We start from the raw sequence: 20,665 nt of genomic DNA, 5'->3' as shown, positions 1-20,665 counted from the left end.
ACGTGAAAATGGCGCGAGCGCCCGGCCGCCCGTCGGCGTGCCCGTCTTGCGCGCAGGCAACAAAAAAGGCGCACCCCATGGAGTGCGCCTTGTGCTCGGTTCAGCCGCCTCGCCTCGGCTGGCCCGGCATTCGCTACCGCTGCAGTTACATCTTTGCAGCGACGACCTTCAGGCCGGTGGACTTGACGCTCTTGACGCCTTCGATGCCCTTGGCAACTGCCACGGCCTTGTCGTGCTCGGCCTTGGTGGCAACCGTGCCGGTCAGGGTGACAATGCCGTTCTTGGTCTCGACCTTGACGTCGGTGCCCGACACATTGTCAGTGGCCAGCAGATCGGCCTTCACCTTGGTGGTGATCCAGGTGTCGGTCACCGGCTTCTTGGATTCGTTCATGTTGTAGGCAGCGTGATCCTTGTGCGCGGCGTGCTCCTGCGGCGCAGCGAATGCCTGCGAGGCACCCAGCGTCAGACCGAGCGACAGCGCCAGAGCCAGCAACTTGCGTGCATGTGTGATGTTCTTCATCGGATGTACCCTCCTGTGAATGTGGCCGCAGTCTGCAGTGGCGCTCGTCGTGCATACGTGACTGCCGGATGCAGGGGTTGTGAACCCGGCGCACACGGGTGGGTGCAATACCATGCAGGCCTCCTCCGTCGTTGCGATGAACCGTTTTCAATGCCTAAACCGTTCAATCTGGCCGTCGTCGGCTATGGCTATGTCGGCCGCACCTTCCATGCCCCGCTGATCGCCGGCACCCCCGGTCTGGCCCTGCACAGCGTGGTGTCGTCCAAGCCGCAGCAGGTGCAGGCCGACTTCCCCGATGTCGCCGTGCTGGCCGATCTGGAAACCGCATTGGCCGATCCGGCGCTGGATGCGGTGGTGCTGGCCACCCCCAACCAGACCCACGCACCATTCGCGTTGCAGGCCCTGGCCGCCGGCAAGCATGTGCTGGTGGACAAACCCTTTGCGTTGGACGCCGCACAGGCGCGCGAGGTGGTCGCTGCTGCGGCGGCGGCCGGGCGTATCGTCAGCGTGTTCCAGAACCGGCGCTGGGATGCGGACTTCCTCACCGTGCGCCGGCTGATCGACGAAGGCCAGTTGGGCGAGGTGGTGGAATTCCATTCGCATTTCGACCGCTTCCGGCCGCAGGTGCGCGACCGCTGGCGCGAAAGCGACATCCCCGGCGCCGGTCTCTGGTACGACCTGGGGCCGCATCTGCTCGATCAGGCGCTGCAGCTGTTCGGCACGCCACAGGCGATCGGCGCGGACCTGCAGCGCCAGCGCAACCAGGCGCGCAGCGACGACTATTTCCACGTCACCCTGCGTTACCCGCGGCTGCGCGTGATCCTGCACGCCGGCTCGCTGGTGGCCGACAGCGGCCTGCGCTTTGCCGTGCACGGCACCCGTGGCAGTTACCTCAAGCATGGGCTGGATACCCAGGAAGACCAGCTACGCGCCGGGCGCCGCCCCGGTACCGCCGGTTGGGGCGTGGACCCGCTTCCGGGCACGCTGACCCGCGTCGACGACGAAGGCCGCGTGCATACCCATCAACCCGACACCACGCCGGGCGACTACCGCCAGTGCTACGCCGCGTTTCGCGATGCCCTGGCCGGCGCCGGACCGGCACCGGTCAGCGCTGCCGACGCGGTGCAGGTGATGGAGCTGCTGGAGCTGGCACAACGCAGCGCCGCCTCGGGCCAGGTGCAATGGCTGGAAGGCGCGAGCGCGGCTTCACGCGGCTGATGCACGGCTGGGCACCGGTGCAGGCGCCCAGCCGATATTCGGCATCGGCATGGCGCGCACGCGTCCTGCGCTGCCACGTCCGGGCACCGCATCGATGCGCACTGCCATCAGTCAGCGGGCACGCCGGCAGTCGCCAGACACAGACGCGATGGAACAGACCTGCACTGCGCGCCATGCAGGCGCGCAGGAATCGGCATCGCTCAGACGTCCTTGCTGCCGATCGTCGGCGCGGCTTCCGTGGTGGTCTTGACCGCATGACCACCGAACTGGTTGCGCATTGCGGCCAGCAGCTTGTCGGTGAACGAATCCTTGTCGCGCGAGCGCAGCCGCTCCATCAGCGACAAGGTGATGATCGGCGCCGACACTTCCAGGTCGATCGCCTCGGCCACCGTCCAGCGCCCTTCGCCCGAATCGGCCACGAATGGAGCGATACCGGCCATGGTCGGATTGTGCGCCAGCGCATCGGCGGTGAGATCCAGCAGCCACGAACGCACCACGCTGCCATCGCGCCAGATCTCGGCGACCTGGTGCAGATCCAGCGCAAAGTCGGTCTTGTGCTGCATCAGCGCGAAGCCCTCGGCATAGGCCTGCATCATTCCGTACTCGATGCCGTTGTGGACCATCTTGGTGAAGTGGCCGGCGCCGCTCGGGCCGACGCGGCCCCAGCCCTTGTCCGCTGCCGGCGCCAGCGTGGCCAGGACCGGATGCAGCGTGGTCACCGCCGCTTCGTCGCCGCCGACCATCAGGCTGTAGCCTTCCTGCAGGCCCCAGACGCCGCCGCTGGTGCCGCAATCGACAAAGGCGATCCCACTGGCATGCAGCAGCGCGGCGCGGCGTTGCGAATCCTTGTAATACGAATTGCCGCCGTCGATGACGATGTCGCCGGCCTGCAACAGCGGCAGCAGCTGCGCCAGGGTGTCGTCGACGATCTTGCCCGCCGGCACCATCAACCACACCACGCGCGGGCTCGGCAGCGCGGACACCAGCGCGGCCAGCGCATCGGCAGTGACAATGCCCTTGGCCTGCGCACTGCTACGCGCGGCTTCGCCAGGATCGTAGCCATGCACGCGGTGTCCGCCGTGCACCAGGCGCTCGGCCATGTTGGCGCCCATGCGGCCCAAACCCACCATACCCAGTTCCATAATCGCTCCTCATGATCTGATCAGTGCAGGGTGCCACGCCCGGCGTACGCTGGCGTGGCGGAATTCTCAATGGATTGTTCCGTCGCGGTGCCGGCGCCGCACTGTTGCAGCTGCCAGTCGATCCAACGCCAGTACAAGGTGCTGCGCAGATTGTGCAGGGTCAGGTCGATGGCATACGGCGTGCGCGGATTGCGATCGAGCAGGCGCGCCACGTGGTACCCGATCGGCTTGATGCCCTTGGGATGCACGTACACCAGAAAGCCCTGGTAGAACGGGTCATCCAGCAGGCCTTGCAGCGTCTGCAGGCGTGCCTGCTGCTGCGGGTCGAGCGTGGCGCGCAGCGCGGCATCGCGTTCGTACAACAGCCGCTCGAAGCGACGCTTGCCCGGTCCGCGCAGTTCCCTGGCCAGCTCCCAGATCTGCCGGTTGCGCGCGTCGTAGTGCGCAAAGCCGCCGTGCTGCGCCAGCGCCTGCGCCGCCGCATCGCTGACGTCCACCACCACGAAGTTTTCGGCCTGGTTGTGGATGTCGTCCAGAAACGACTTGTCGAACACATGCGCAATAAACCCCGGCGCACCGACAAATGCCTGCCGCCCCAGCTGCGCGGTTCTGGCCGCCTTGCCGTCGGCGAAGAACTCGCCGGCATGCGCACCCAGCAGGATGCTGTCGGTGTTGTGCAGGGTCAGAAACGTGCCGATCGACAATTCGCCCGAGGTGAACACCTGATCGAATCCGGCATCGCCATACAACTCGCGCTGGGTGGCCAGCTGGGCCACCTGCCGCCCCACTCCGCATTCGGAGCGCACCTGGCCGCGATAGAACGCATCCAGCGCCTGCGCATTGCTGCCACGCGGTTGATAGCCGCGCCCGAAACTGCGAAAGCCGCTCCAGCCCTGCGAGGCCGCGCCACGCCAGCCGAATCCGATCCAGCCCAGCTGCAGCGCCGAAAACCGGTAGCCCGGGTTGTCCTGTAGCTGCGTGGTGGCACGCCGTGTGGCCGCACCGAGTTCGAACGCGTATGCACATTGGGTGGCGCTGTCGTCCAGCAAGGCCTTGAGCGCGGCGCCGCGTTGCTGCGCGTTCCAGCTGGCCGGCAGCGTCAGTTGCAGATCGCCGGCCGCACGCGCCTGCGCAAGCGAACCGCGCGTACACGGCTCGCCGCGCTGGATCACCGGCGCACCCACTGCGGCGCTGCGAATGCTCCAGCCCAGCTTCTGCAGCAAGGCATCCACACAGTCAACGGACGCCTTGCGTGCGGTCTCGCTCGGCGCGGCCGCGGCAGCCTGCAACAGCTGCACACCGAGCAGCGCCATCGCGCATAGACGCACGGAGAGGCGGCGGCGCGGTCGGTGCGGCGCGAATACTGATACTGACGCAGGCCGCATCACTCCCGTCCACCGCCGCGGGCGGGGCTTCTGAAACGCACTCATCGGTACAAGGTGGTGTAAATCGGCAGCAAGCTGCTGCATCCTCAGACGTAGAAAGCCCCGGCAGGACCGGGGCTCGTAGGATTCACTGCATCAGGTTCAGCGGCGTTCGCAGACGCGCTCGACCTGACGGTTACCGTTGGCTTGCTGGCGGTTGCCCTGGATGGTGCGGCCCGCTGCGCCGCCGGCAACTGCACCGGCCACGGTTGCCAGCTTCTTGCCGTTGCCGCCACCAACCTGGTTGCCGAGCAGGCCACCAATGGCCGCGCCAGCAACTGTCCCGCCGATGCGATTGGGATCGGTCGAGTTCTTCTGCACTTCGACATTGCGGCAGCGCACGCGCGTGCCATCGCCGAACTTGCGGCCTTCATCTGCTTCGGTGTAACGCTGCTGGTACGAACGCGTTTGCGCCTGCGCCAGTGTGCTGGTTGCCATCAACGCGATCAGGGACATACCCACGAGGGAATTGCGCATCTTCATCGTCTGTCTCCATCTCGCCCCTTGGCGAGTCATGGCTGCACTTTCGCCACTTGGTCGAGAACGCGACGTGAAGCGTGCAACCGGCTATTCAGGCTCTGGAGCAGAGCCTGAATCGCTTCGTCACGGTTGGCTTGCTGGCTCGGTTTGCGGCAGCTTGGCTGGTGTCGGCGGTGGGTCCTGCGCCTCCACCGGCAATGGCGCCACCGGCGGCTGTGCGACATGCGTTGCAGCAGGTTGCGGCGCAGCTGTAGTGGGCGTGGGCGGTGGAGTGGCTGCCTCGCTGGCCTGAGTGGCCGCAGGCACCGGAGCCGGTGCTTGAGATATCGCATGCGGTGGCGGTGGCGGAGCAGCAGTTGCAGGTGCAGGCACCGCTGCGGTCACCTTGGGCAGATACGAATTTAGACGGTCGAAGAAGCGTTTGTAGAAGGCCGCGTCCTGCACCGTGGTGCTGGACACGCGCACCAGCGAATCGCCGCTGCTGCCGACCGGCAACGACAACGAACCGAGCACGCCGACACCGACGCTGGCCGAGGTCGAACTCTTCTTCAGCGCGTAACGGTCCTGCAATGCGCTGACGAACACCTGCGCCTTGCCGCCGTCCTGCGTGGCGCAGGAAATGCGCAGATTGAGTTGTTCGCTCTGGTCGGCTTCCTTGAGCTGGAAGTTCTTGCTGCCTTCCACCGCAGCGGCATCGGCACGCGTCACCGCATAGCCCTGGCTCAACAACACCCGGCGCGCGGCCTCGCAGGCCTGCGGCGAGGTGGAGGCCACACTGCGCGAGTAGGTGTCGTCGGAATTGAACGACTCACGCATCAGCATGGTGTCGCCCTTGCTGCCACCGCAACCAGCCAGGGTTGCCAGCGCGCCAAGCAGGGCACCGCGCGCAATCAGGGAAGAACAAGACATGGAGACATTCCGGCATCCAAAACCGGCACAGAGCATAGCCGCAACCGGTGTGCGCGCGGCGTCGCGTGGCCGATCAGGGCAACGGCGGTTCATCCGCTGGCAGTTGCAGGTCCAGCTGCAGGCGGCCGCCGTCTGCGCCGATGCGCTCGGCGCGCAGATAGTGGTGCGCACGCACCGCCGCCAACGCGACCGGCGCCCGGCATGGCTCGCCCCACAGGCTCAAGGCGAATCCCTGCGCCTGCAGCCAGACGGTGAGGCGGTCCCAGAGTGGCTGCTCCGCCTGCAGGATCAGGTCCAGATCCGCCGGCCCCTCCGGCACCGACTCGGGTGCCTGCAGCCAGCGCGCGTAGCTGCCGTGCACCTGCACCGGCAGGCCGTCTGCACGTAGCGCCTGCAGCAGCAGCGCTGCCTGCTGCAGGTCCAACTGCGCACGGCAGTGCTGGAAGATCAGCGCGTACTCGTGGCTGCGATTGCTGTGCGTGCCTGCAGGCGCCAGCGCTGCGCCCGGCCGCCGGTAGCACAGCACCCGCTCCTCGCGCAGGGTAAACAGGCTGGCAAGGATCCGCCCCAGATCCCACGCCTGCGGAATCACCCGCCCGCCGACGACGACGTTTTCCGCCATCGCCACACCGAAGCCATCCGCTCGCATCCGCTTGCGCAAGGCATGCAATACCGCCCGCATGCCGGACAGGTAGCCTGCGTAATCGGCGCTGGCATACAACTGCCCCGGCAATGCCGCACCGCGCCAGTGGCAACCGAAATAAGGCACGTTGGTCAGGCACAGATCGACCGCCGCAGCGGGCGCGGTGTCGACCAGCGTGCCGACCACGACCGGCGCCTGCACGCCGTGCCGCTGCAGGCGCGTGCGTGCCAGGCGGGCACGTGCGGCATCGATCTCCATGCCATGCGCGCCACGCCCTTCCAGCGCCGCCGCCAGCAGCGTGCTGCCGAATCCACAGAACGGATCGAACACCTGTGCACCCGGCACGCTGAAGTGCCGCACGAACGGGCGCATTTGATTCACCCAGCCGCAGTCGCGCCCGCCAAGCGGATCGGCTGCGCGCAGATCCTCGGGCAATGCCAAGGATGGCTCATCCGGCGCCGGCGTCCACCAGCTGCGCTGATCGAGTTCATCCATCGCCCGGCTCCCACAGCACATCTGCATCCGGGTCCCAGCCCGCACACAGGCGGCCATTGGCGAAGAACACCAGCTTGTAGAGGTCGCCTGTGGCGTGGCGTGCGTGCATGGCCGCGTAGTCGGCGCTTTCGAACACCACTTCCAGGCCGTCCTCGCTGCGCATGCGCAGATTCCAGAAGTAATAACCCTCGGTCATGCCGTCGGCTTGCCAATGCGACCACCACGGCTGCTGCATGCAGTCCGCCAACAGGCTTTCCATGCCGATGCGATGCTGCGCGATGTAGCGCCAGGTGCCATTGCTGCGGTACGCATCGTCCAGACGCGACAACTCGCGAAAGATCACCTGCGTGGCGCCACAGCGGCGCGCCCACGCGATGTATTGCGCCACGCCATCGGCACAGTCCACGCCGCCCCGCTGCACGATGCAGACCAGCCGCACCGGCAGGCGCGCTGCGATGCGTTGCGCCGTCCGCGCGAAAATGGCCGCATCGGCAATGGGCTCTTCTGGACGAAAGCGCATGATCGCGTCGTTGCCGGCCTGCAGCGGATGGTGACGCGACAGCTCGATCCACGACAGGCCGAAGTCGACCAGGGCATCGAGCAACTGCGCCCCCTGCGCGCGCGCCAGGCCGGCGCCATTGCTGTACAGCACACGTTGCTCCACGCACGGGCCATCGGGCGTCGTCGCCAGGGTCTGCAGCAAGGCCTGCAACCAGTCCGGGTCGTCGGTCATCTCCAGGCCGGACAAGGAATACGACAACGGCACCCCGTGCAGCAGCTGCAACGCAGCGCGCAACTGCGCAAAGTAGTCCGGCCCTGGCCGCAACATCGCTGCCGCCGGGCCACCACGGTGTTGACGCAGGTTTTCCGAACAGAAGCCGCAGCGCGCCGAACATGGCCGTACCGAGGCATACGGGGTCAAGGTGATCGGCAACGCTGCCCGATACGCGCGCTCGCCGATGCGCAACGCATGCCATCGGCTGCTTTCTTTCTGCTGCGGCACGCGCCGCCGCAGGCTGGGCGCGGCGGCGCGCAACCCGGCCAACAGCGGCGATGCAGACAGCAACGAGTCGTCATCCAGGGAGGCGTGCATACCGTCAGCCGCGCGGCGAACGTCAGCGACGCGCGGCATCGGCACGTGCGCGCACCTGCTCCAGCGTCCACTCCTGCTGCATGACGCCGTTCTCCCACACAGTCACCAGCGCATCTTCGCTGTCGGCATGCGCGTCGACTTCATCCAGCAACGCGCTGCGATAGCTGCCATCGGCACGGTCGCGCAGCAGGGTCAGCCGACCGCGCTTGCTCTGCTTGCCCTTGTCGGTGATCGGGTCCTTGTAGACATCGATCCATTGCCCGTCCACGCGCACGGCCGAGCACTTCAACGCGAACTTCTGGGTGTCGCGATCCACCTTCTGCAACAGCGCACCGCCCATGCCGAAGGCGACGTTGTCGGCGGCATAGCCGGCAGCAGTGATGCGTTCGAGAATCGCGCGCAGCGACTGCGGGTTGATGCCATCGCCCTGGATCACCCGCACATGGTTGAGCACCTTGTAGCCCTTGCCGTTGCGCTGATGGCCGAACGCCTCGTCCAGCAGCAGCAGGCATTGCTCGACCACATCCACCGGGTCGCCCGAATCCGGACGGATCACCACCGTCGCACCGGAGGCAATCACCTCCTCGCGCAAGGTGGTGCCCCAATGCTCGCGGATCGCGCGGTAGATGTCGTAGCTGTCCGATACCACCGCCACCAGCGAACCGGGGCGCGCGAACTGCGCCAGCATGTTGCGGTACGCATCGGCCTCGCGCTCGCGGCCCCAGCTGGTGATGGTGCTGTGCTCGGCAGCGGGAATCGAATAGCCGGCTACCGGCGTGTGGTAATGCGCACGCGCCAGCAGCAACGCCGACAAGGTATCGGTGCCGAGGAAGTTCACCAGATGCGCGGCACCGCCCAGCGCGGCCGAGCCAAGGCTGGACACCCCACGCGCGCCGAAGTCATGCAGCTTGAACGGCAACTGCCCTTCCGGATCGTCGCTGGTGCGCTGCAGGTAATCGCGTACCACCTGCTTCACCTGCCAGCTCACCGTTGCCACCGTCACCGGGTACCACACGCGCAACAGCAGCGTTTCCAGGTACGACGGCACCCAGAACGCCTTGGGATCGGTGGATTCGATCGTCATCAGCACATTGTGCGTGGGCACGACCGTGCCTTCGGGCACGGCACGGATGCGGATCGGCAGTTGCCCGCCGAGACGATCGACGATGTCACGCCAGCCGGCCTCGTTGAACGGCTCGCCATGCGCGGCCAGCAAGGCCTTCGCATCGTCGATGTCGGCATGCGTCACCGGCCGGCTGATGGCCTCTTTCAGGATCGACTGCAGGCCGAAGAACACAGTCTGGTCATAGACGCCACCGCGCGATTCGACATAGAAAAACGCTGCATCGGTGCCGGGTGGATACTGCAGCCAGTGGCTGGCCTTGTAGCTGTCGGTGTTGAGCAGCAGGTTATCGAGGTAATGCATGACGGAAGCTCCTTCGCGTCGAATGAACCAGCGGTCTGTCCGCCGGCAGGGAGGCTACGGTTCAAGCCGATCTTGGATTGCGCGCGGACGCATTTGGTGGATGACGGCACGCAATCGTTGTCGGCCTCAGCCGCGACCCAGGAAGAATTCGAGGATATGCAGATGATCTTCGTACAGGCGCGGGCCCATCGCCATGACTTCGGCAAGCGGAATCCAGCGCGCCTTGTCGGCATCGTCGCCGCCGCGCACCGCGGGCAACTCACCGGCCGGAAATTCGAAATGGAATGCATGGGTAATGGTGCGCCCGCGCAGGCTGCGCTCGGGGTGGTCGAACACCTGGCGTCCGCGCAACGAGCCCTTGAGCACCGGCACCGGCACCTTCAGCCGTGTTTCCTCGCGCAGCTCGCGCAGGCAGCCGTCCAGCAGCCCTTCGTCCTGGCCGACGAAACCGCCCGGCAATGCCCACAAGCCCTTGCCCGGCTCGGCGCGACGACGCACCAGCAGCACGTGGCCCGAATGCACCACCACCGCATCGGTGGTGACGAAGGTCGGCGGATACGGCGCATCCTTCCAGGCGGCGCGATACTGCTCGATGAAACGGTATTCGGCCACCAGCTGCGCGTAGCTCGGCGAGTTGCGCCGGAACGCTTCCAGCATGTCGTACACCGGCGCCGGCACATTGCCGCGCAGCATCAGCAACCCACCGTGGAAACCGATCTCGCCGGCCTCGAACAGATAGCGGCGCAACTCGGTGGCCGACAGCGTGGCGGTATGTTGCACATCTTCCAGCGGCCACTGCGGAAACTCGCGCAAGTAGTAGCTGCTGGCGTCCTTGTCCATGCCGATCAGGCCGATGCGCGCATCGGGCGTGCCGCCATCGGCCTGTACGGCCTCGGCGACCTGGCGCTGCACCTCGGCAATCCACAGGCTTTCGTTGTACAGATGGTCGCGCAACGGGCGCAGGATCAGCCGCTGGCTCTCGCCCGGCAACGCGGACTCGATCATCACCGCACGTTCGGCGACGGTCCACGGATTACGAATGGTGCGAGGCGTGTCGGCAGAGCCGATCAACACGATGAGCTTGTTCGCCTTGCCCAGCGCGTGGCGGGCGACGGCGGCGTGGCCGTTGTGAAAGGGCTCGAAACGCCCGATGAACACGAGATAGTCGTACTGCGGTGCCATGAGAATCCCTCACGGTTGAGTAGGCAGACCAGCGGTCTATCCGATGGCTTGGTGCAAATGCTACGCCGATGTGCGACGACGTCAAGCGGGCACGGTATGTCGATGACATTTCGGTCATGCATGCCGATTAGACTCGCCGATTGGTCCTTGAGGAATCCGCCTGCATGTCACGCCTGTCCGTTCGCGCCATCTCACGCTCCCTGTTCGCCGCACTCGCGCTGTTGTGCATCGCCTTGCCTGCGTTGTCTGCACCTGCGCCTGCGCCCTTGCGGGTGATGTCGTTCAATGTGCGCGTGCCGGTGGATACCGATGGCGACAAGCGTTGGAGCGTGCGCCGCACGGCGATGGCGGCATTGGTCGAACAAGCGCACCCGGACGTCTTCGGCACGCAGGAATTGGTGCAGGAGCAGGCGCAATATCTGGCTGCGCAACTGCCTGATTACCGCTGGTTCGGCAAGGGCCGCCGCGGCGACGACAGCGACGAGCACATGGGCGTGTTCTACGACAGCCGCGCGGTGTCGGTGGTGGAATCGGGCGACTTCTGGCTGTCGGAAACGCCACAGATCCCCGGCAGCAGCAGTTGGAACACCGACCTGCCGCGCATGGTGACCTGGGCCCTGTTCGAGCGTCGCAGCGACAAGCGCCGCTTCTATCTGCTCAACACGCACTTCGCCCACCGCGACCAGGACGAGGCCGCCCGCGAGCACAGCGCGCGCCTGATCCTGTCGCGCATCGCGGCGCTGCCGGCCAACATTCCGGTGGTGCTGACCGGCGACTTCAACAGCGATCCTGACCAGGGCACCTACCGCGTCCTCACCGCCTCGCTTGGCGATGCACGCGCCCGTGCCCCCGAACCGCAAGGCCCGGAAAAAACCTTCCAGGACTTCAGCACGCAGCCGACCCGTCGTATCGACTGGATCCTGTTCCGCGGCCTGACACCGACACGCTTTTCCACGCTGGATCAGCGTCCCGGCGGTGTATTGCCGTCCGACCACTATCCGGTGCTGGCCGAATTCGCCTGGCCGCGTTGATCGCGCCAGCGACGTGACGCTGTCACGATGCCGGCCGCTCTGACGCTACGCAGCTCAGTCGTGTTGCAGCCAATCCACCAGCGCTTGCAGCATGGTCGACGGCGCAGGCTCGCAACGCAGCACGATCGAAAGTTGCCGCGGTGCCCAGGCTGCATCCAGGGGCACCGTGACCAGTTGATCGCGCACGCATGAGCGTTGCACAGCGGCGTGCGGGAGAATCGCCACGCCCATGCCTTGCGCGAGCATGCGGCACAACACGTCGATGACTTGTACCTTTGCACGCATGCGCACCTGCACGCCGGCGCGGTTCATCTGCACGCGCAGATGCCGTTGCAAGGCGCTGTCGCCGGCCAGCCCCAGCGTGTCCATTCCCGCGAGCTCGCTCAATTGCAGCGTCGCGGCGCCGGCCAGCGGATGCGCTGCAGCCATCACCAGCACCAGTCGATCCTCACGGAACGGCAGCACCTGCAGCCCACTGAGATCGGCATGACCCGCGACCACGGCGATGTCGGCGCGTTCCTCGCGCACCGCATCGGCAGCTTCGTCGCTGCCCTGCTCGGTCAATGCCAGATCCAGCTGCGGATGTGCGATAAGAAAATCCGCCAACCGTTCGGGCAACCATGCCGACAGCGCCGCGGTATTGGCCGCCAGCCGCAGCGTCACCTGGCCACCGCCACCGTAGCCGCCCAGCTCCAGCTGCAGCGCCTCGGCCTGCCGCTGCAATTGCCGTGCGTGCCGCAGCAACACGCCGCCGGCCGGAGTCAGACTGACGCCGCGGCGCCCGCGTTCCAGCAGTACGGCGCCCACCTGCAGCTCCAGCGCACGAATCCGCGCACTGGCAGCGGCCAGCGACAACGCCGCGCGTTGTGCACCGGCAGTAATGCTGCCGGTCTCGACCACTGCGATGAACAACCGTAAATCGACAAATTCCAGATGCATCAGCGCTCCACAAGCACGTGCAGTCATCGACATGCGCTCGCCACCGACAGGACAGGCCAGCCAAGCCAGGGGCCTCTGCACGCGCGGCGTCCCGCCTTAGCCTTCGGCGCTGCCGAAGCCTGCATCAAACAATCACGCATTGTCCGCCGCGGAGCAAGCCCGGATCCTTGGCTGCATGGAGACATTGCACACCCACTGGTATCTGATCGCAGGCGTGTTTTTGCTGGCAGGCTGGGTCAAGGGCGTGGCCGGGATGGGCTTGCCGACCGTTGCGATGGGGCTGCTGGGTCTGTGGCTGACGCCTGCCGAGGCAGCGACCTTACTGGTTCTGCCTTCGCTTGTGACGAATGTGCAGCAAGCCTGGGGACCGGACACCGCGACCCTGTTGCGACGTCTGTGGCCATTGCTGGCCACCGTGACGCTGGGCACCTGGCTGAGTGCAGGGGTGCTGACAGGCGCCGACCCCAGCCTGGTCCGCGCCGGGTTGGGCGCGCTGCTGGCGCTGTACGCCTTGCTTGGGCTGGTCCGTCGGTACTGGACGATGCAGGCGCGTCACGAACCGTGGGCGGGGCCACTGGCCGGCCTGGCCACCGGTCTGTTGAGTGGCGCCACCGGCGTGTTCGTGCTGCCATCACTGCCCTACCTCACCGCCCTGCAACTACCACGCGAGCTGTTGATCCGCTCCCTGGGCTGGTGTTTCGGCGTGGCGACGCTGGCGCTGGCCAGTGCCCTGGCCTGGCACGGCGCGCTACCCCGCGCGGCGATCGCTCCGTCGTTGTGGGCACTGCTACCCACCGCCATCGGCATGTGGCTGGGCGCCTGGGTGCGCAACCGCATTTCCGCCGAGACGTTTCGACGTTTCTTTTTCACCACCTTGCTGGTGCTCGGTCTGCAAGGCGTCTGGCAGGCACTGGCGTAAGCACAACGGGCGTCGCACGACACGCAGGCACGGCAGCCAGCAATCGATCGTCAGTCAAATCCGCTCGCGACGTCGTGCCAGCCATGAAAGGGGCGGCCAATAAAAACGCCACCGCGATGCGGTGGCGTTTCTTGTATTTAACGCTGATGTCGTCGCCAGCTGTTCGACGAACGATCAGTCGGCCCAACGCCCCGGCGCGGTCGACTGCGGCAGCACCTGCGCCGACAGCGGCTGGTCCTGCGACAGCAGGCCCAGCGCATCGGCGAGGATGGCGGCCGATTCGTGCAGCAACGGATCCGGGCGCTTTTCTGCGGCCTTTTCGCGCGCAGTGTCCTTGACGATATCGCGCTCGTTGCCGGTCAGGCCGTCGTCGCTGTCTTCGGCAAGCGGGTCCAGCGGCAGGCCCAGCTGCTTGCGCACCTGCTGGCGATCCTTGCGCTGCTGATCCTGCTTCTGACGCTCGGCAACGCGCTCGGCTTCGTTCAACGAGATGTACTTCTTGGCCTTCTCATCGCGGAACTGCTTGACGTCCTCTTCCCACCACTGGAATTCCTTGTCGGTGGCGATACGCGCGGTGTGCAGGCCCTGCAATTTGGGCAGCAGTGGCGCGAAGTTGCCGTACTGGGTGTGCGGTGCGGCGGCGATGCGCGTCCACGGCAGCGCGTTGTCGTAGGTGCTCTCGCCGAACTCGGTGGCATCCACGCTGGCCGGGAATGCGATGTCCGGCACCACGCCCTTGTGCTGGGTGCTGGAGCCGCTGACGCGGAAGAACTGCGCGATCGTCAGCTTGACCTGCCCGTAGCGCTGGCCTTCCGCCGCCGGCCAGCGGTCCAGGTCGACGATGTTCTGCACCGTGCCCTTGCCGAAGCTGGTTTCACCGATCACCAGGCCGCGGCCATAGTCCTGGATGGCACCGGCAAAGATCTCCGATGCGGATGCCGAGCCGCGGTTGATCAGCACGCCCAGCGGACCATCCCAGGCCACTTTTGGATTGCTGTCGCCATTGACGGTGACCCGGCCGCCGGATTCGCGCACCTGCACCACCGGGCCCTGCTCGATGAACAGGCCGGTGAGCTCGATCGCCTCGTCCAGCGAACCGCCGCCGTTGTTGCGCAGGTCCAACACCACGCCGTCGACCTTGTCGGTCTTGAAGCCGGCCAGCAGCTTGGCGACGTCGCGCGTTGCCGAGGCATAGTCGGTCGCGTTGCGGCGACGGCCTTCGAAATCCTGATAGAAGCCCGGCAGCTTGATGATGCCGATGCGGCGCTCCGGCTCGCTGCCCTTGGCCGGCAGGGTGATGGTCTCGCCTTTGGCGGCCTGCTCGGCCAGGCGCACCTTCTGCCGGGTCAGCGTCACGGTGCGGTGCTTGCCGTCGATGCCCGATTCGGCCGGGATGTATTCCAGACGCACCTGGGTGTCCTTGCTGCCGCGGATCTTGGCGACCACGTCGTCGATGCGCCAGCCGATCACATCCTCGATCGCGCCGTTCTTGGCCTGGCCCACGCCGACGATGCGATCGCCCGGCTTGAGCGTGCCATCCACCGCTGCCGGACCGCCCGGGATGACCTCACGGATCACCACCATGTCGTCCTGCTTCTGCAGCTGCGCACCGATACCTTCCAACGACAGCGACATCTGCTGATTGAAGTTTTCGGCCGTGCGCGGCGTGAAGTAGTCGGTATGCGGATCGACTGCGTTGGTGTAGGCGTTGACGAAGAACTGGAACACGTCCTCGGCCTTCAACTCGTTGACCGAATCGGCCAGCGCCGCATAGCGCTTGTCCAACGTCTTGCGAATGTCTTCGGGCTTCTTGCCAGCCAGCTTCAGACGCAGCCAGTCGTTCATCACCGACTGGCGCCACAGCACGTCCAGCTGCTTGTCGTCGGCAGCCCACGGCACGTCCTTGCGGTCGTACTCAAACTTGTCGCTGCCGGTGAAATCGAAGTCCTGCTTGAGCAGGTCGCGCGCGTACTTGACGCGCTGATCGACGCGCTTCTTGTAGACCGAGAACACCTGGAACGCCGGATCCAGCTTGCCCCCGCGCAGCGCGTCGCCCACGCCTGCTTCCAACGGCGCGAAGCCGGTGATGTCGGTCTGGGTAAAGAACTGTTTGCTGCCGTCCAGGGTTTCCAGATAGCGCTTGAACACATCCTTGGTCATGGCCTCGTCCAGCGTGCGCGGACGGTAGGCGTAGCGGCTGTCGGAGAGCAGGCCATAGACCAGCTTGGTCGCTGTGGCCTGGTCGGGCGTGGCTGCCGCCGGCAACGCCGTGTCGGCGCGTGCGAGCAAGGCCATCGGAGTGGTCAACACCAGCGCCAGCAGGCCGGCCTTCATGGACGCAGAAACGTTGTAGGTCATCGAATGGCTCTCGGCACAGGGCCGACGAAAGAAAGGCGGTGAACGGATCAGACAGCATGACAGTGCCGAAAGTTGCTGGCGTTGTCATCCACTGGCTGAATCAGCCTAGCGCCGGGCCTGTAGCGGATTGTGAACGCGACCGTACCCTGCAAGCCGAGGGCAGCGGCCGGAGACGACACGACCCCGCGGTGTGCGGGGTCGTGTGGGTCGTTCTGGCTCGAAATCATCGGAGCTACGCGAGGGCGGTCGCGGGCAGTTCGCGACGACACGCACTCGGTGTGCGGCCGGCTGCGGCATCAGATGACGCCGGCACTGGCGGCCGCGCCCGCCTGAGCATGGGCGCAGGCGTGATCGGCGAGCTTAAGCAGCGACGCCCGCGCCGGCGGCCTGACGATCGGCGTGATACGAGGAGCGCACCATCGGCCCGGAAGCGACGTGGCTGAAGCCCAGCGCATTGCCGTAGTCCTCCAGCGCCTTGTATTCCTCCGGCGTCCAGTAGCGCATCACAGGATGATGGTGCGGCGTCGGCTGCAGGTACTGGCCGATGGTGATCATGTCCACATCGTGCGCGCGCAGGTCGCGCAAGGTGGCGTGCACCTGCTCCATCGTCTCGCCCAGGCCGAGCATGATGCCGGACTTGGTGGCGATGGACGGATGCTGCGCCTTGAAGCGCTGCAGCAGGGTCAGCGACCACTGGTAGTCGGCACCCGGACGCACGTTCGGGTACAGATCCGGCACGGTTTCGATGTTGTGGTTGAACACGTCCGGCGGGCTGAGCGCCAGGATCTCCAGCGCGCGGTCCATGCGGCCCTTGCCGCGGAAGTCCGGGGTCAGGATCTCGATGCGGGTCTTGGGTGAGCTGACCCGGATGGCCGAAATGCAGTCGACGAAATGCTGGGCACCGCCGTCGCGCAGGTCATCGCGATCCACGCTGGTCACCACCACATACTTCAGGCCCATGTCGGCCACGGTGGTGGCCAGGCTGGCCGGCTCGTTTGCATCCGGCGGCTTGGGCCGGCCATGCGCCACATCGCAGAACGAGCAGCGCCGCGTGCAGACCTCGCCCAGGATCATGAAGGTGGCGGTGCCGTGGCTGAAGCACTCGTGGATGTTCGGGCAGCTGGCTTCCTCGCAGACCGTGACCAGGCGGTTTTCGCGCAGCTTGGCCTTGAGGTTCTGCACTGCATTGCCGGACGGAATCCGCACCCGGATCCACGACGGCTTGCGCAACACCGGCGCATCGACGAACTGCACTGGCGAGCGGTTGATCTTGTCGCCACCGATCTGCTTGACGCCGGTCTGCAGCGGCGCAGGTGCGGCGGTGTCGCCGGAGACGACCTGCAAGGGGATGGAACGGGCGATAGGCTGGGTCATGGCAGTAACGGGCGCTCAGGCCGGAAGCGAAAGGTCGGGCAACGCGGAGACAGGCTGCAGGACGAGACCGAACTGGCGCGCCAGCTGATCGAGCAGCACCGCCTTGACGGCGTCCATCCCGGAGGGGCCGCCCAAGTCTAGCACCGAGGTCACCTGCAGGCCCTGATAGCCACAGGGGTTGATGCGGTGGAACGGCTCCAGGTCCATCGCCACATTGAACGACAGGCCGTGGAAGGTGCAGCCGCGCCGCACCCGGATCCCGAGCGCGGCGATCTTTGCCCCGCCCACGTACACGCCCGGCGCGCCCTCGCGGCGCTCAGCGAGGATGTTCCATTCGTCCAGCGTGTCGATCAGCGCCTGCTCGATCTTGCACACGTAATCGCGCACGCCGATCTTGAGCCGACGCAGGTCCAGCAGCGGATAGACCACCAGCTGGCCGGGGCCGTGATAGGTGACCTGGCCGCCGCGATCGACCTGCAGCACCGGAATTTCGCCCGGCGCGAGCACATGCTCGGGCTTGCCGGCCTGGCCCAGCGTAAACACCGGCGCATGCTCGACCACCCACACTTCGTCGGCCGTGGCCTCATCACGCGCATCGGTGAAACGCTGCATCGCACGCCAAACTGGCGCGTACGCCTGTCGGCCGAGATCGCGCAACTGCGCCGGCAGGACGGGGACAGGGCTTTCCGCAGCCTGGATCGCTACAGCGTCCACTTCACTTCCGGGTGGTCGCGCAGCGCCTGGTGCGCAGCGTCGAACTGCTCGCGGCTCTCGGCACGGAAGCCGATCTTGACCGAGACATATTTGCCGCTGGACGAATGCTTCCAGCTGATGCTTTCCTCCAGCAGCTCCACACCGGTGGCGGCGAGCAGGCGCGGAAGTTCGCTTTCCAGCCCGCGCTCGGCCGCGCCCATTGCGCTGAGCTCGAAGGTACCGGGAAACTGGAAGCCGTGATCGGGGTTGTCGGTGCTGATTTCCATCCGCCCATTATCGGGACGATGGTGGACAAACCCAAGCCCGCCGCGCGCGGGACAACACAACGGGGCCGCAGGGGCCCCGTTGTTTCACGCCGTACGCGTCATGCCCAGCGTGGGTCTGGCCAACTGCTTACTTGGACAGTTCCAGCATGGCCGACGACACCCAGCCGCGGTTGCCCATTTCGTCTTCGACTTCCCACATGACGCCTTCCTTGGTGCCAGTCGGGTAAAGCATCATGCCCGGCTCCAGCGTACGCACGGCCGCGCCAGTGCCCTTGGCATTGCCCAACAGACGCCCCGCGCGGGTCACGGTCACAGCCTGCTGCACATTGGATGCAGCCGCGTTGCCGGACAGACCGCCGAGCTGGGTGACGACGTCGGTGTAAGCCTGCAGATAGGCCAGGGTAATCACCTGTCCGATCTCGGTATTGGCATAACCGCCGGCACCGGCGGCGCCGTAGTCGCCGCCGCTGAAGACGTTGCCACGCGCGCCCCAGCCCAGGTCGGTCTTCTTGGCGTTGCCTTCGGCCATGGCGACCTGTTCGGAGGAACGCACATCGGTGATGGTCAGCACCACGTCGGCGGTCTTCTTGTTGAGGTTCAGGCCACCGACCAGGTTGCCGGCATTGCCGCCCATCAGGCCGCCCAGCATGCCGGCAATGGCGCTGCCGCCGGCATTGTGGTTCTGCGAAATGAGGTCCGGCGTCATCACATAGTCGGCTGCGCGGATCTGGCCCTTGCCGACGTTGGAGCGGGCGCGCAGGTCGCCGTTTGCCGCCATGTCGCGCTCGCGCTGCGATGCCGCCATGCCCGCGCCACGGTCTACCAGGGTGAAGCAGCGCGAACGGTTGACGAATACCTTGATCAGCTTAGAAGGCGCCGGCAACTGCTGACCCGACCACCAGTTGACTGCATCCTCCGGCTCGAGCACCGACAGGCTGCCCAGCGGTTTGGCGCACACCGGGATCTGCGCGACGGCCTCCTTGCGCTGATCCTGTGCAGACCCCTTGAAGGCATCCTTCAGTCCGGCCGAAGCCGGCGCGCTGACACTGACCAGTGCAACACCCAACACGCTGGACAACAGCGCTGCGCTCACAGAAATCGTCTTGCTCATATTTGTTCCCCTGACACCTGCGCTGCCGTCGGCAAACGCGATCCGTTGGTGATGAAACGGCCTGAGAAAGGCCGCCGTTCCTTGGGGCTAGTTCCCCCGGAGGCGGATCATATGCGATTCGCGCGGGCTTTTCATGGCCGCCGTACCGCAAATGGAACGGACTGGTGTTCCAGGCTCTGCCGCTGCATCCGGGCGGCTCGGGCATGATCCCGGAGCACATTCACGCGGCGCAGCAGCGGCCGCAGGCACCTTTGCTGAACATCGCCCCTCCTTACCTTTCCAGGCCCTCCATGCTTCGACCGCGCGCCTTGTCCGCTGCCCTGCTGCTCTCTCTTTCCGTACTGTCGATGCCGGCCGTGGCTGCCGACCAGTGCGATTCCAGCAGAATGAGCCGGACGCCGCCGGCGGTGAACTTCCGGGTCGACAACGACCTGTTCGGCGGAGAGGATCAGGACCAGGGCTATTCCAACGGCGCGGTGCTGACGCTGGTGTCGCCCAACCTGGTCGACTACACCGACGACCCCTGCCTGCCGCGCACCGCGCGCTGGGTCAACGGCTATCTGGAGCGTCTGCATCCGGGCGAGTTCGATCAGCAGAACATGGTGTTCTCGATCGGCCAGGCGATTTTCACTCCCACCGACCCCACCCGCCGTGATGTGATCCCGGACGATCGCCCGTATGCGGGCATCCTGCTGGCGAGCTTCGGCTACAACGCGCGTAACGATGCGCATCTGCGCACCACCCAGCTGCAGGTCGGCGTGGTCGGCCCGTGGGCATTTGCGCAGGAAGCGCAGGATGCGATCCACGATGTGCTGGGCGACGAAAAATTCCAGGGCTGGGACAACCAGCTGCACAACGAGCCGCTGATCAACCTGGTGCACGAGCGCATGCGCCGCTGGCCGGGCGACGCGGCAGTCAATGCGGACGGCTTCGGCTGGGATTTCATCTCGCATTGGGGCGGCGCGGTCGGCAACATGGCCACGCATCTGAATGCCGGTGGCGAGGTGCGCTTCGGCTGGAAGCTGCCGGACGACTTCGGCAGCACCCCGACCCGCCCGGCCGGCGAGAACACCGCCCCCAGCCGGCTCGGACGCGCCAGCGGCTGGTCGGGCCATCTGTTCCTGACCACCGATGCGCGCTGGGTGCTGCGCGACATCACCCTGGACGGCAACACCTTCCGCAACAGCCACAGCGTGGACAAGCGCCCGTTCGTAGGCGACGTCGGCTACGGCCTGGCGGTGATGTACGGCCGCTGGAAGTTCGCCATCGCCCGCTACCACCGCACCCGCGAATTCGACACCCAGCGCGAAACGCCGGTGTATGGCAGTTTCACGATCAGTCGGATGCTTTGAGGGCTGGGAATTGGGAATCGGGAATGGGGAATAGGTAGAGCAAGAGCGACACCCCCGCTTCTGCGATTC

The 20,665-nt window shown here is 66.1% G+C and carries 19 protein-coding genes; 4 read left to right on the top strand and 15 right to left on the bottom strand.

The features are described 5' to 3' along the window. Positions 1 to 145: 145 nt before the first annotated feature. Positions 146 to 520 (bottom strand): BON domain-containing protein, encoded by a 375-nt coding sequence (locus ABQ137_RS04010; RefSeq protein ID WP_349781255.1) that lies wholly within the window; start codon positions 518 to 520, stop codon positions 146 to 148. Between the two features lie 150 nt (positions 521 to 670). On the opposite strand from ABQ137_RS04010, the gene ABQ137_RS04005 reads away from it, so the two are divergent. Further along, entirely contained in the window at positions 671 to 1,738 is a 1,068-nt protein-coding gene (locus tag ABQ137_RS04005) for an oxidoreductase (RefSeq protein ID WP_039514968.1), read from the top strand. A gap of 200 nt (positions 1,739 to 1,938) precedes the next feature. Here the strand turns inward: ABQ137_RS04005 and gnd are convergent, their stop codons facing one another. From gnd to ABQ137_RS03965, 8 genes are all read right to left on the bottom strand, one after another. Further along, positions 1,939 to 2,880 (bottom strand): phosphogluconate dehydrogenase (NAD(+)-dependent, decarboxylating), encoded by a 942-nt coding sequence (gene gnd / locus ABQ137_RS04000; RefSeq protein ID WP_104560615.1) that lies wholly within the window; start codon positions 2,878 to 2,880, stop codon positions 1,939 to 1,941. 20 nt (positions 2,881 to 2,900) lie between these two features. Further along, positions 2,901 to 4,193, bottom strand: a complete 1,293-nt coding sequence (locus tag ABQ137_RS03995) for a hypothetical protein (protein WP_184516081.1) — start codon at positions 4,191 to 4,193, stop codon at positions 2,901 to 2,903. Positions 4,194 to 4,406: 213 nt separating this feature from the next. Next, entirely contained in the window at positions 4,407 to 4,787 is a 381-nt protein-coding gene (locus tag ABQ137_RS03990) for a glycine zipper 2TM domain-containing protein (RefSeq protein WP_024939674.1), read from the bottom strand. Between the two features lie 120 nt (positions 4,788 to 4,907). Further along, positions 4,908 to 5,693, bottom strand: coding sequence for a DUF2242 domain-containing protein (locus ABQ137_RS03985; RefSeq protein WP_184516078.1), 786 nt, complete (start codon positions 5,691 to 5,693; stop codon positions 4,908 to 4,910). Between the two features lie 73 nt (positions 5,694 to 5,766). Then, positions 5,767 to 6,831, bottom strand: a complete 1,065-nt coding sequence (locus ABQ137_RS03980; protein WP_184516075.1) for a DNA methyltransferase — start codon at positions 6,829 to 6,831, stop codon at positions 5,767 to 5,769. After that, a complete protein-coding gene (locus tag ABQ137_RS03975; protein WP_184516072.1) occupies positions 6,824 to 7,924 on the bottom strand; it encodes a radical SAM family protein in 1,101 nt (366 codons plus the stop codon). Before ABQ137_RS03975 ends, ABQ137_RS03980 begins: the two co-directional genes overlap by 8 nt. A gap of 22 nt (positions 7,925 to 7,946) precedes the next feature. Beyond that, positions 7,947 to 9,350 (bottom strand): nicotinate phosphoribosyltransferase, encoded by a 1,404-nt coding sequence (locus ABQ137_RS03970; RefSeq protein WP_104577073.1) that lies wholly within the window; start codon positions 9,348 to 9,350, stop codon positions 7,947 to 7,949. Positions 9,351 to 9,476: 126 nt separating this feature from the next. After that, a complete protein-coding gene (locus ABQ137_RS03965; protein ID WP_047124615.1) occupies positions 9,477 to 10,532 on the bottom strand; it encodes a bifunctional nicotinamide-nucleotide adenylyltransferase/Nudix hydroxylase in 1,056 nt (351 codons plus the stop codon). 164 nt (positions 10,533 to 10,696) lie between these two features. Here ABQ137_RS03965 and ABQ137_RS03960 point away from each other — a divergent pair, with 164 nt between their 5' ends. Next, positions 10,697 to 11,563, top strand: a complete 867-nt coding sequence (locus ABQ137_RS03960; RefSeq protein ID WP_184516069.1) for an endonuclease/exonuclease/phosphatase family protein — start codon at positions 10,697 to 10,699, stop codon at positions 11,561 to 11,563. Positions 11,564 to 11,617: 54 nt separating this feature from the next. Here the strand turns inward: ABQ137_RS03960 and ABQ137_RS03955 are convergent, their stop codons facing one another. Then, positions 11,618 to 12,502, bottom strand: coding sequence for a LysR substrate-binding domain-containing protein (locus tag ABQ137_RS03955; RefSeq protein ID WP_349781249.1), 885 nt, complete (start codon positions 12,500 to 12,502; stop codon positions 11,618 to 11,620). 175 nt (positions 12,503 to 12,677) lie between these two features. Between ABQ137_RS03955 and ABQ137_RS03950 the strand changes: the two genes are divergently transcribed. Next, positions 12,678 to 13,421 (top strand): sulfite exporter TauE/SafE family protein, encoded by a 744-nt coding sequence (locus tag ABQ137_RS03950; protein ID WP_184516063.1) that lies wholly within the window; start codon positions 12,678 to 12,680, stop codon positions 13,419 to 13,421. A gap of 174 nt (positions 13,422 to 13,595) precedes the next feature. Here the strand turns inward: ABQ137_RS03950 and ABQ137_RS03945 are convergent, their stop codons facing one another. The 5 genes from ABQ137_RS03945 to ABQ137_RS03925 all read right to left on the bottom strand — a co-directional run bounded on the left by ABQ137_RS03945 (position 13,596) and on the right by ABQ137_RS03925 (position 19,244). After that, the gene (locus ABQ137_RS03945; protein ID WP_024939682.1) at positions 13,596 to 15,755 is read right to left on the bottom strand and encodes a carboxy terminal-processing peptidase; all 2,160 of its coding nucleotides are present in this window, start codon (positions 15,753 to 15,755) and stop codon (positions 13,596 to 13,598) included. Between the two features lie 384 nt (positions 15,756 to 16,139). Continuing rightward, positions 16,140 to 17,153, bottom strand: a complete 1,014-nt coding sequence (gene lipA / locus ABQ137_RS03940) for a lipoyl synthase (RefSeq protein WP_016900831.1) — start codon at positions 17,151 to 17,153, stop codon at positions 16,140 to 16,142. Positions 17,154 to 17,168: 15 nt separating this feature from the next. After that, positions 17,169 to 17,867: a lipoyl(octanoyl) transferase LipB gene (gene lipB, locus ABQ137_RS03935; protein ID WP_184516060.1), complete on the bottom strand. Its 699-nt coding sequence runs from the start codon at positions 17,865 to 17,867 to the stop codon at positions 17,169 to 17,171. Continuing rightward, a complete protein-coding gene (locus ABQ137_RS03930; protein WP_016900827.1) occupies positions 17,855 to 18,133 on the bottom strand; it encodes a YbeD family protein in 279 nt (92 codons plus the stop codon). Before ABQ137_RS03930 ends, lipB begins: the two co-directional genes overlap by 13 nt. Before the next feature lie 127 nt (positions 18,134 to 18,260). Beyond that, on the bottom strand, positions 18,261 to 19,244 hold the full coding sequence (locus tag ABQ137_RS03925; RefSeq protein WP_024939685.1) for a CsgG/HfaB family protein: 984 nt from the start codon (positions 19,242 to 19,244) through the stop codon (positions 18,261 to 18,263). Between the two features lie 290 nt (positions 19,245 to 19,534). Between ABQ137_RS03925 and ABQ137_RS03920 the strand changes: the two genes are divergently transcribed. Further along, the gene (locus tag ABQ137_RS03920; RefSeq protein ID WP_184516055.1) at positions 19,535 to 20,596 is read left to right on the top strand and encodes a lipid A deacylase LpxR family protein; all 1,062 of its coding nucleotides are present in this window, start codon (positions 19,535 to 19,537) and stop codon (positions 20,594 to 20,596) included. The last annotated feature ends 69 nt before the right edge of the window (positions 20,597 to 20,665 follow it).

The sequence above is a fragment of the Xanthomonas sp. WHRI 8393 genome (genome assembly GCF_040203315.1).
GTDB classification, from domain to species: domain Bacteria; phylum Pseudomonadota; class Gammaproteobacteria; order Xanthomonadales; family Xanthomonadaceae; genus Xanthomonas; species Xanthomonas arboricola.
This window is presented reverse-complemented; position numbering and strand designations above follow the sequence as displayed.

Excerpts from the sequence above, each read along its gene's own strand:
- ABQ137_RS04010 (WP_349781255.1), bottom strand. The coding sequence starts at position 520 with ATGAAGAACATCACACATGCACGCAAGTTGCTGGCTCTGGCGCTGTCG.
- ABQ137_RS04005 (WP_039514968.1), top strand. The coding sequence starts at position 671 with ATGCCTAAACCGTTCAATCTGGCCGTCGTCGGCTATGGCTATGTCGGC.
- gnd (WP_104560615.1), bottom strand. The coding sequence starts at position 2,880 with ATGGAACTGGGTATGGTGGGTTTGGGCCGCATGGGCGCCAACATGGCC.
- ABQ137_RS03995 (WP_184516081.1), bottom strand. The coding sequence starts at position 4,193 with ATGGCGCTGCTCGGTGTGCAGCTGTTGCAGGCTGCCGCGGCCGCGCCG.
- ABQ137_RS03990 (WP_024939674.1), bottom strand. The coding sequence starts at position 4,787 with ATGAAGATGCGCAATTCCCTCGTGGGTATGTCCCTGATCGCGTTGATG.
- ABQ137_RS03985 (WP_184516078.1), bottom strand. The coding sequence starts at position 5,693 with ATGTCTTGTTCTTCCCTGATTGCGCGCGGTGCCCTGCTTGGCGCGCTG.
- ABQ137_RS03980 (WP_184516075.1), bottom strand. The coding sequence starts at position 6,831 with ATGGATGAACTCGATCAGCGCAGCTGGTGGACGCCGGCGCCGGATGAG.
- ABQ137_RS03975 (WP_184516072.1), bottom strand. The coding sequence starts at position 7,924 with ATGCACGCCTCCCTGGATGACGACTCGTTGCTGTCTGCATCGCCGCTG.
- ABQ137_RS03970 (WP_104577073.1), bottom strand. The coding sequence starts at position 9,350 with ATGCATTACCTCGATAACCTGCTGCTCAACACCGACAGCTACAAGGCC.
- ABQ137_RS03965 (WP_047124615.1), bottom strand. The coding sequence starts at position 10,532 with ATGGCACCGCAGTACGACTATCTCGTGTTCATCGGGCGTTTCGAGCCC.
- ABQ137_RS03960 (WP_184516069.1), top strand. The coding sequence starts at position 10,697 with ATGTCACGCCTGTCCGTTCGCGCCATCTCACGCTCCCTGTTCGCCGCA.
- ABQ137_RS03955 (WP_349781249.1), bottom strand. The coding sequence starts at position 12,502 with ATGCATCTGGAATTTGTCGATTTACGGTTGTTCATCGCAGTGGTCGAG.
- ABQ137_RS03950 (WP_184516063.1), top strand. The coding sequence starts at position 12,678 with ATGGAGACATTGCACACCCACTGGTATCTGATCGCAGGCGTGTTTTTG.
- ABQ137_RS03945 (WP_024939682.1), bottom strand. The coding sequence starts at position 15,755 with ATGAAGGCCGGCCTGCTGGCGCTGGTGTTGACCACTCCGATGGCCTTG.
- lipA (WP_016900831.1), bottom strand. The coding sequence starts at position 17,153 with ATGACCCAGCCTATCGCCCGTTCCATCCCCTTGCAGGTCGTCTCCGGC.
- ABQ137_RS03930 (WP_016900827.1), bottom strand. The coding sequence starts at position 18,133 with ATGGAAATCAGCACCGACAACCCCGATCACGGCTTCCAGTTTCCCGGT.
- ABQ137_RS03925 (WP_024939685.1), bottom strand. The coding sequence starts at position 19,244 with ATGAGCAAGACGATTTCTGTGAGCGCAGCGCTGTTGTCCAGCGTGTTG.
- ABQ137_RS03920 (WP_184516055.1), top strand. The coding sequence starts at position 19,535 with ATGCTTCGACCGCGCGCCTTGTCCGCTGCCCTGCTGCTCTCTCTTTCC.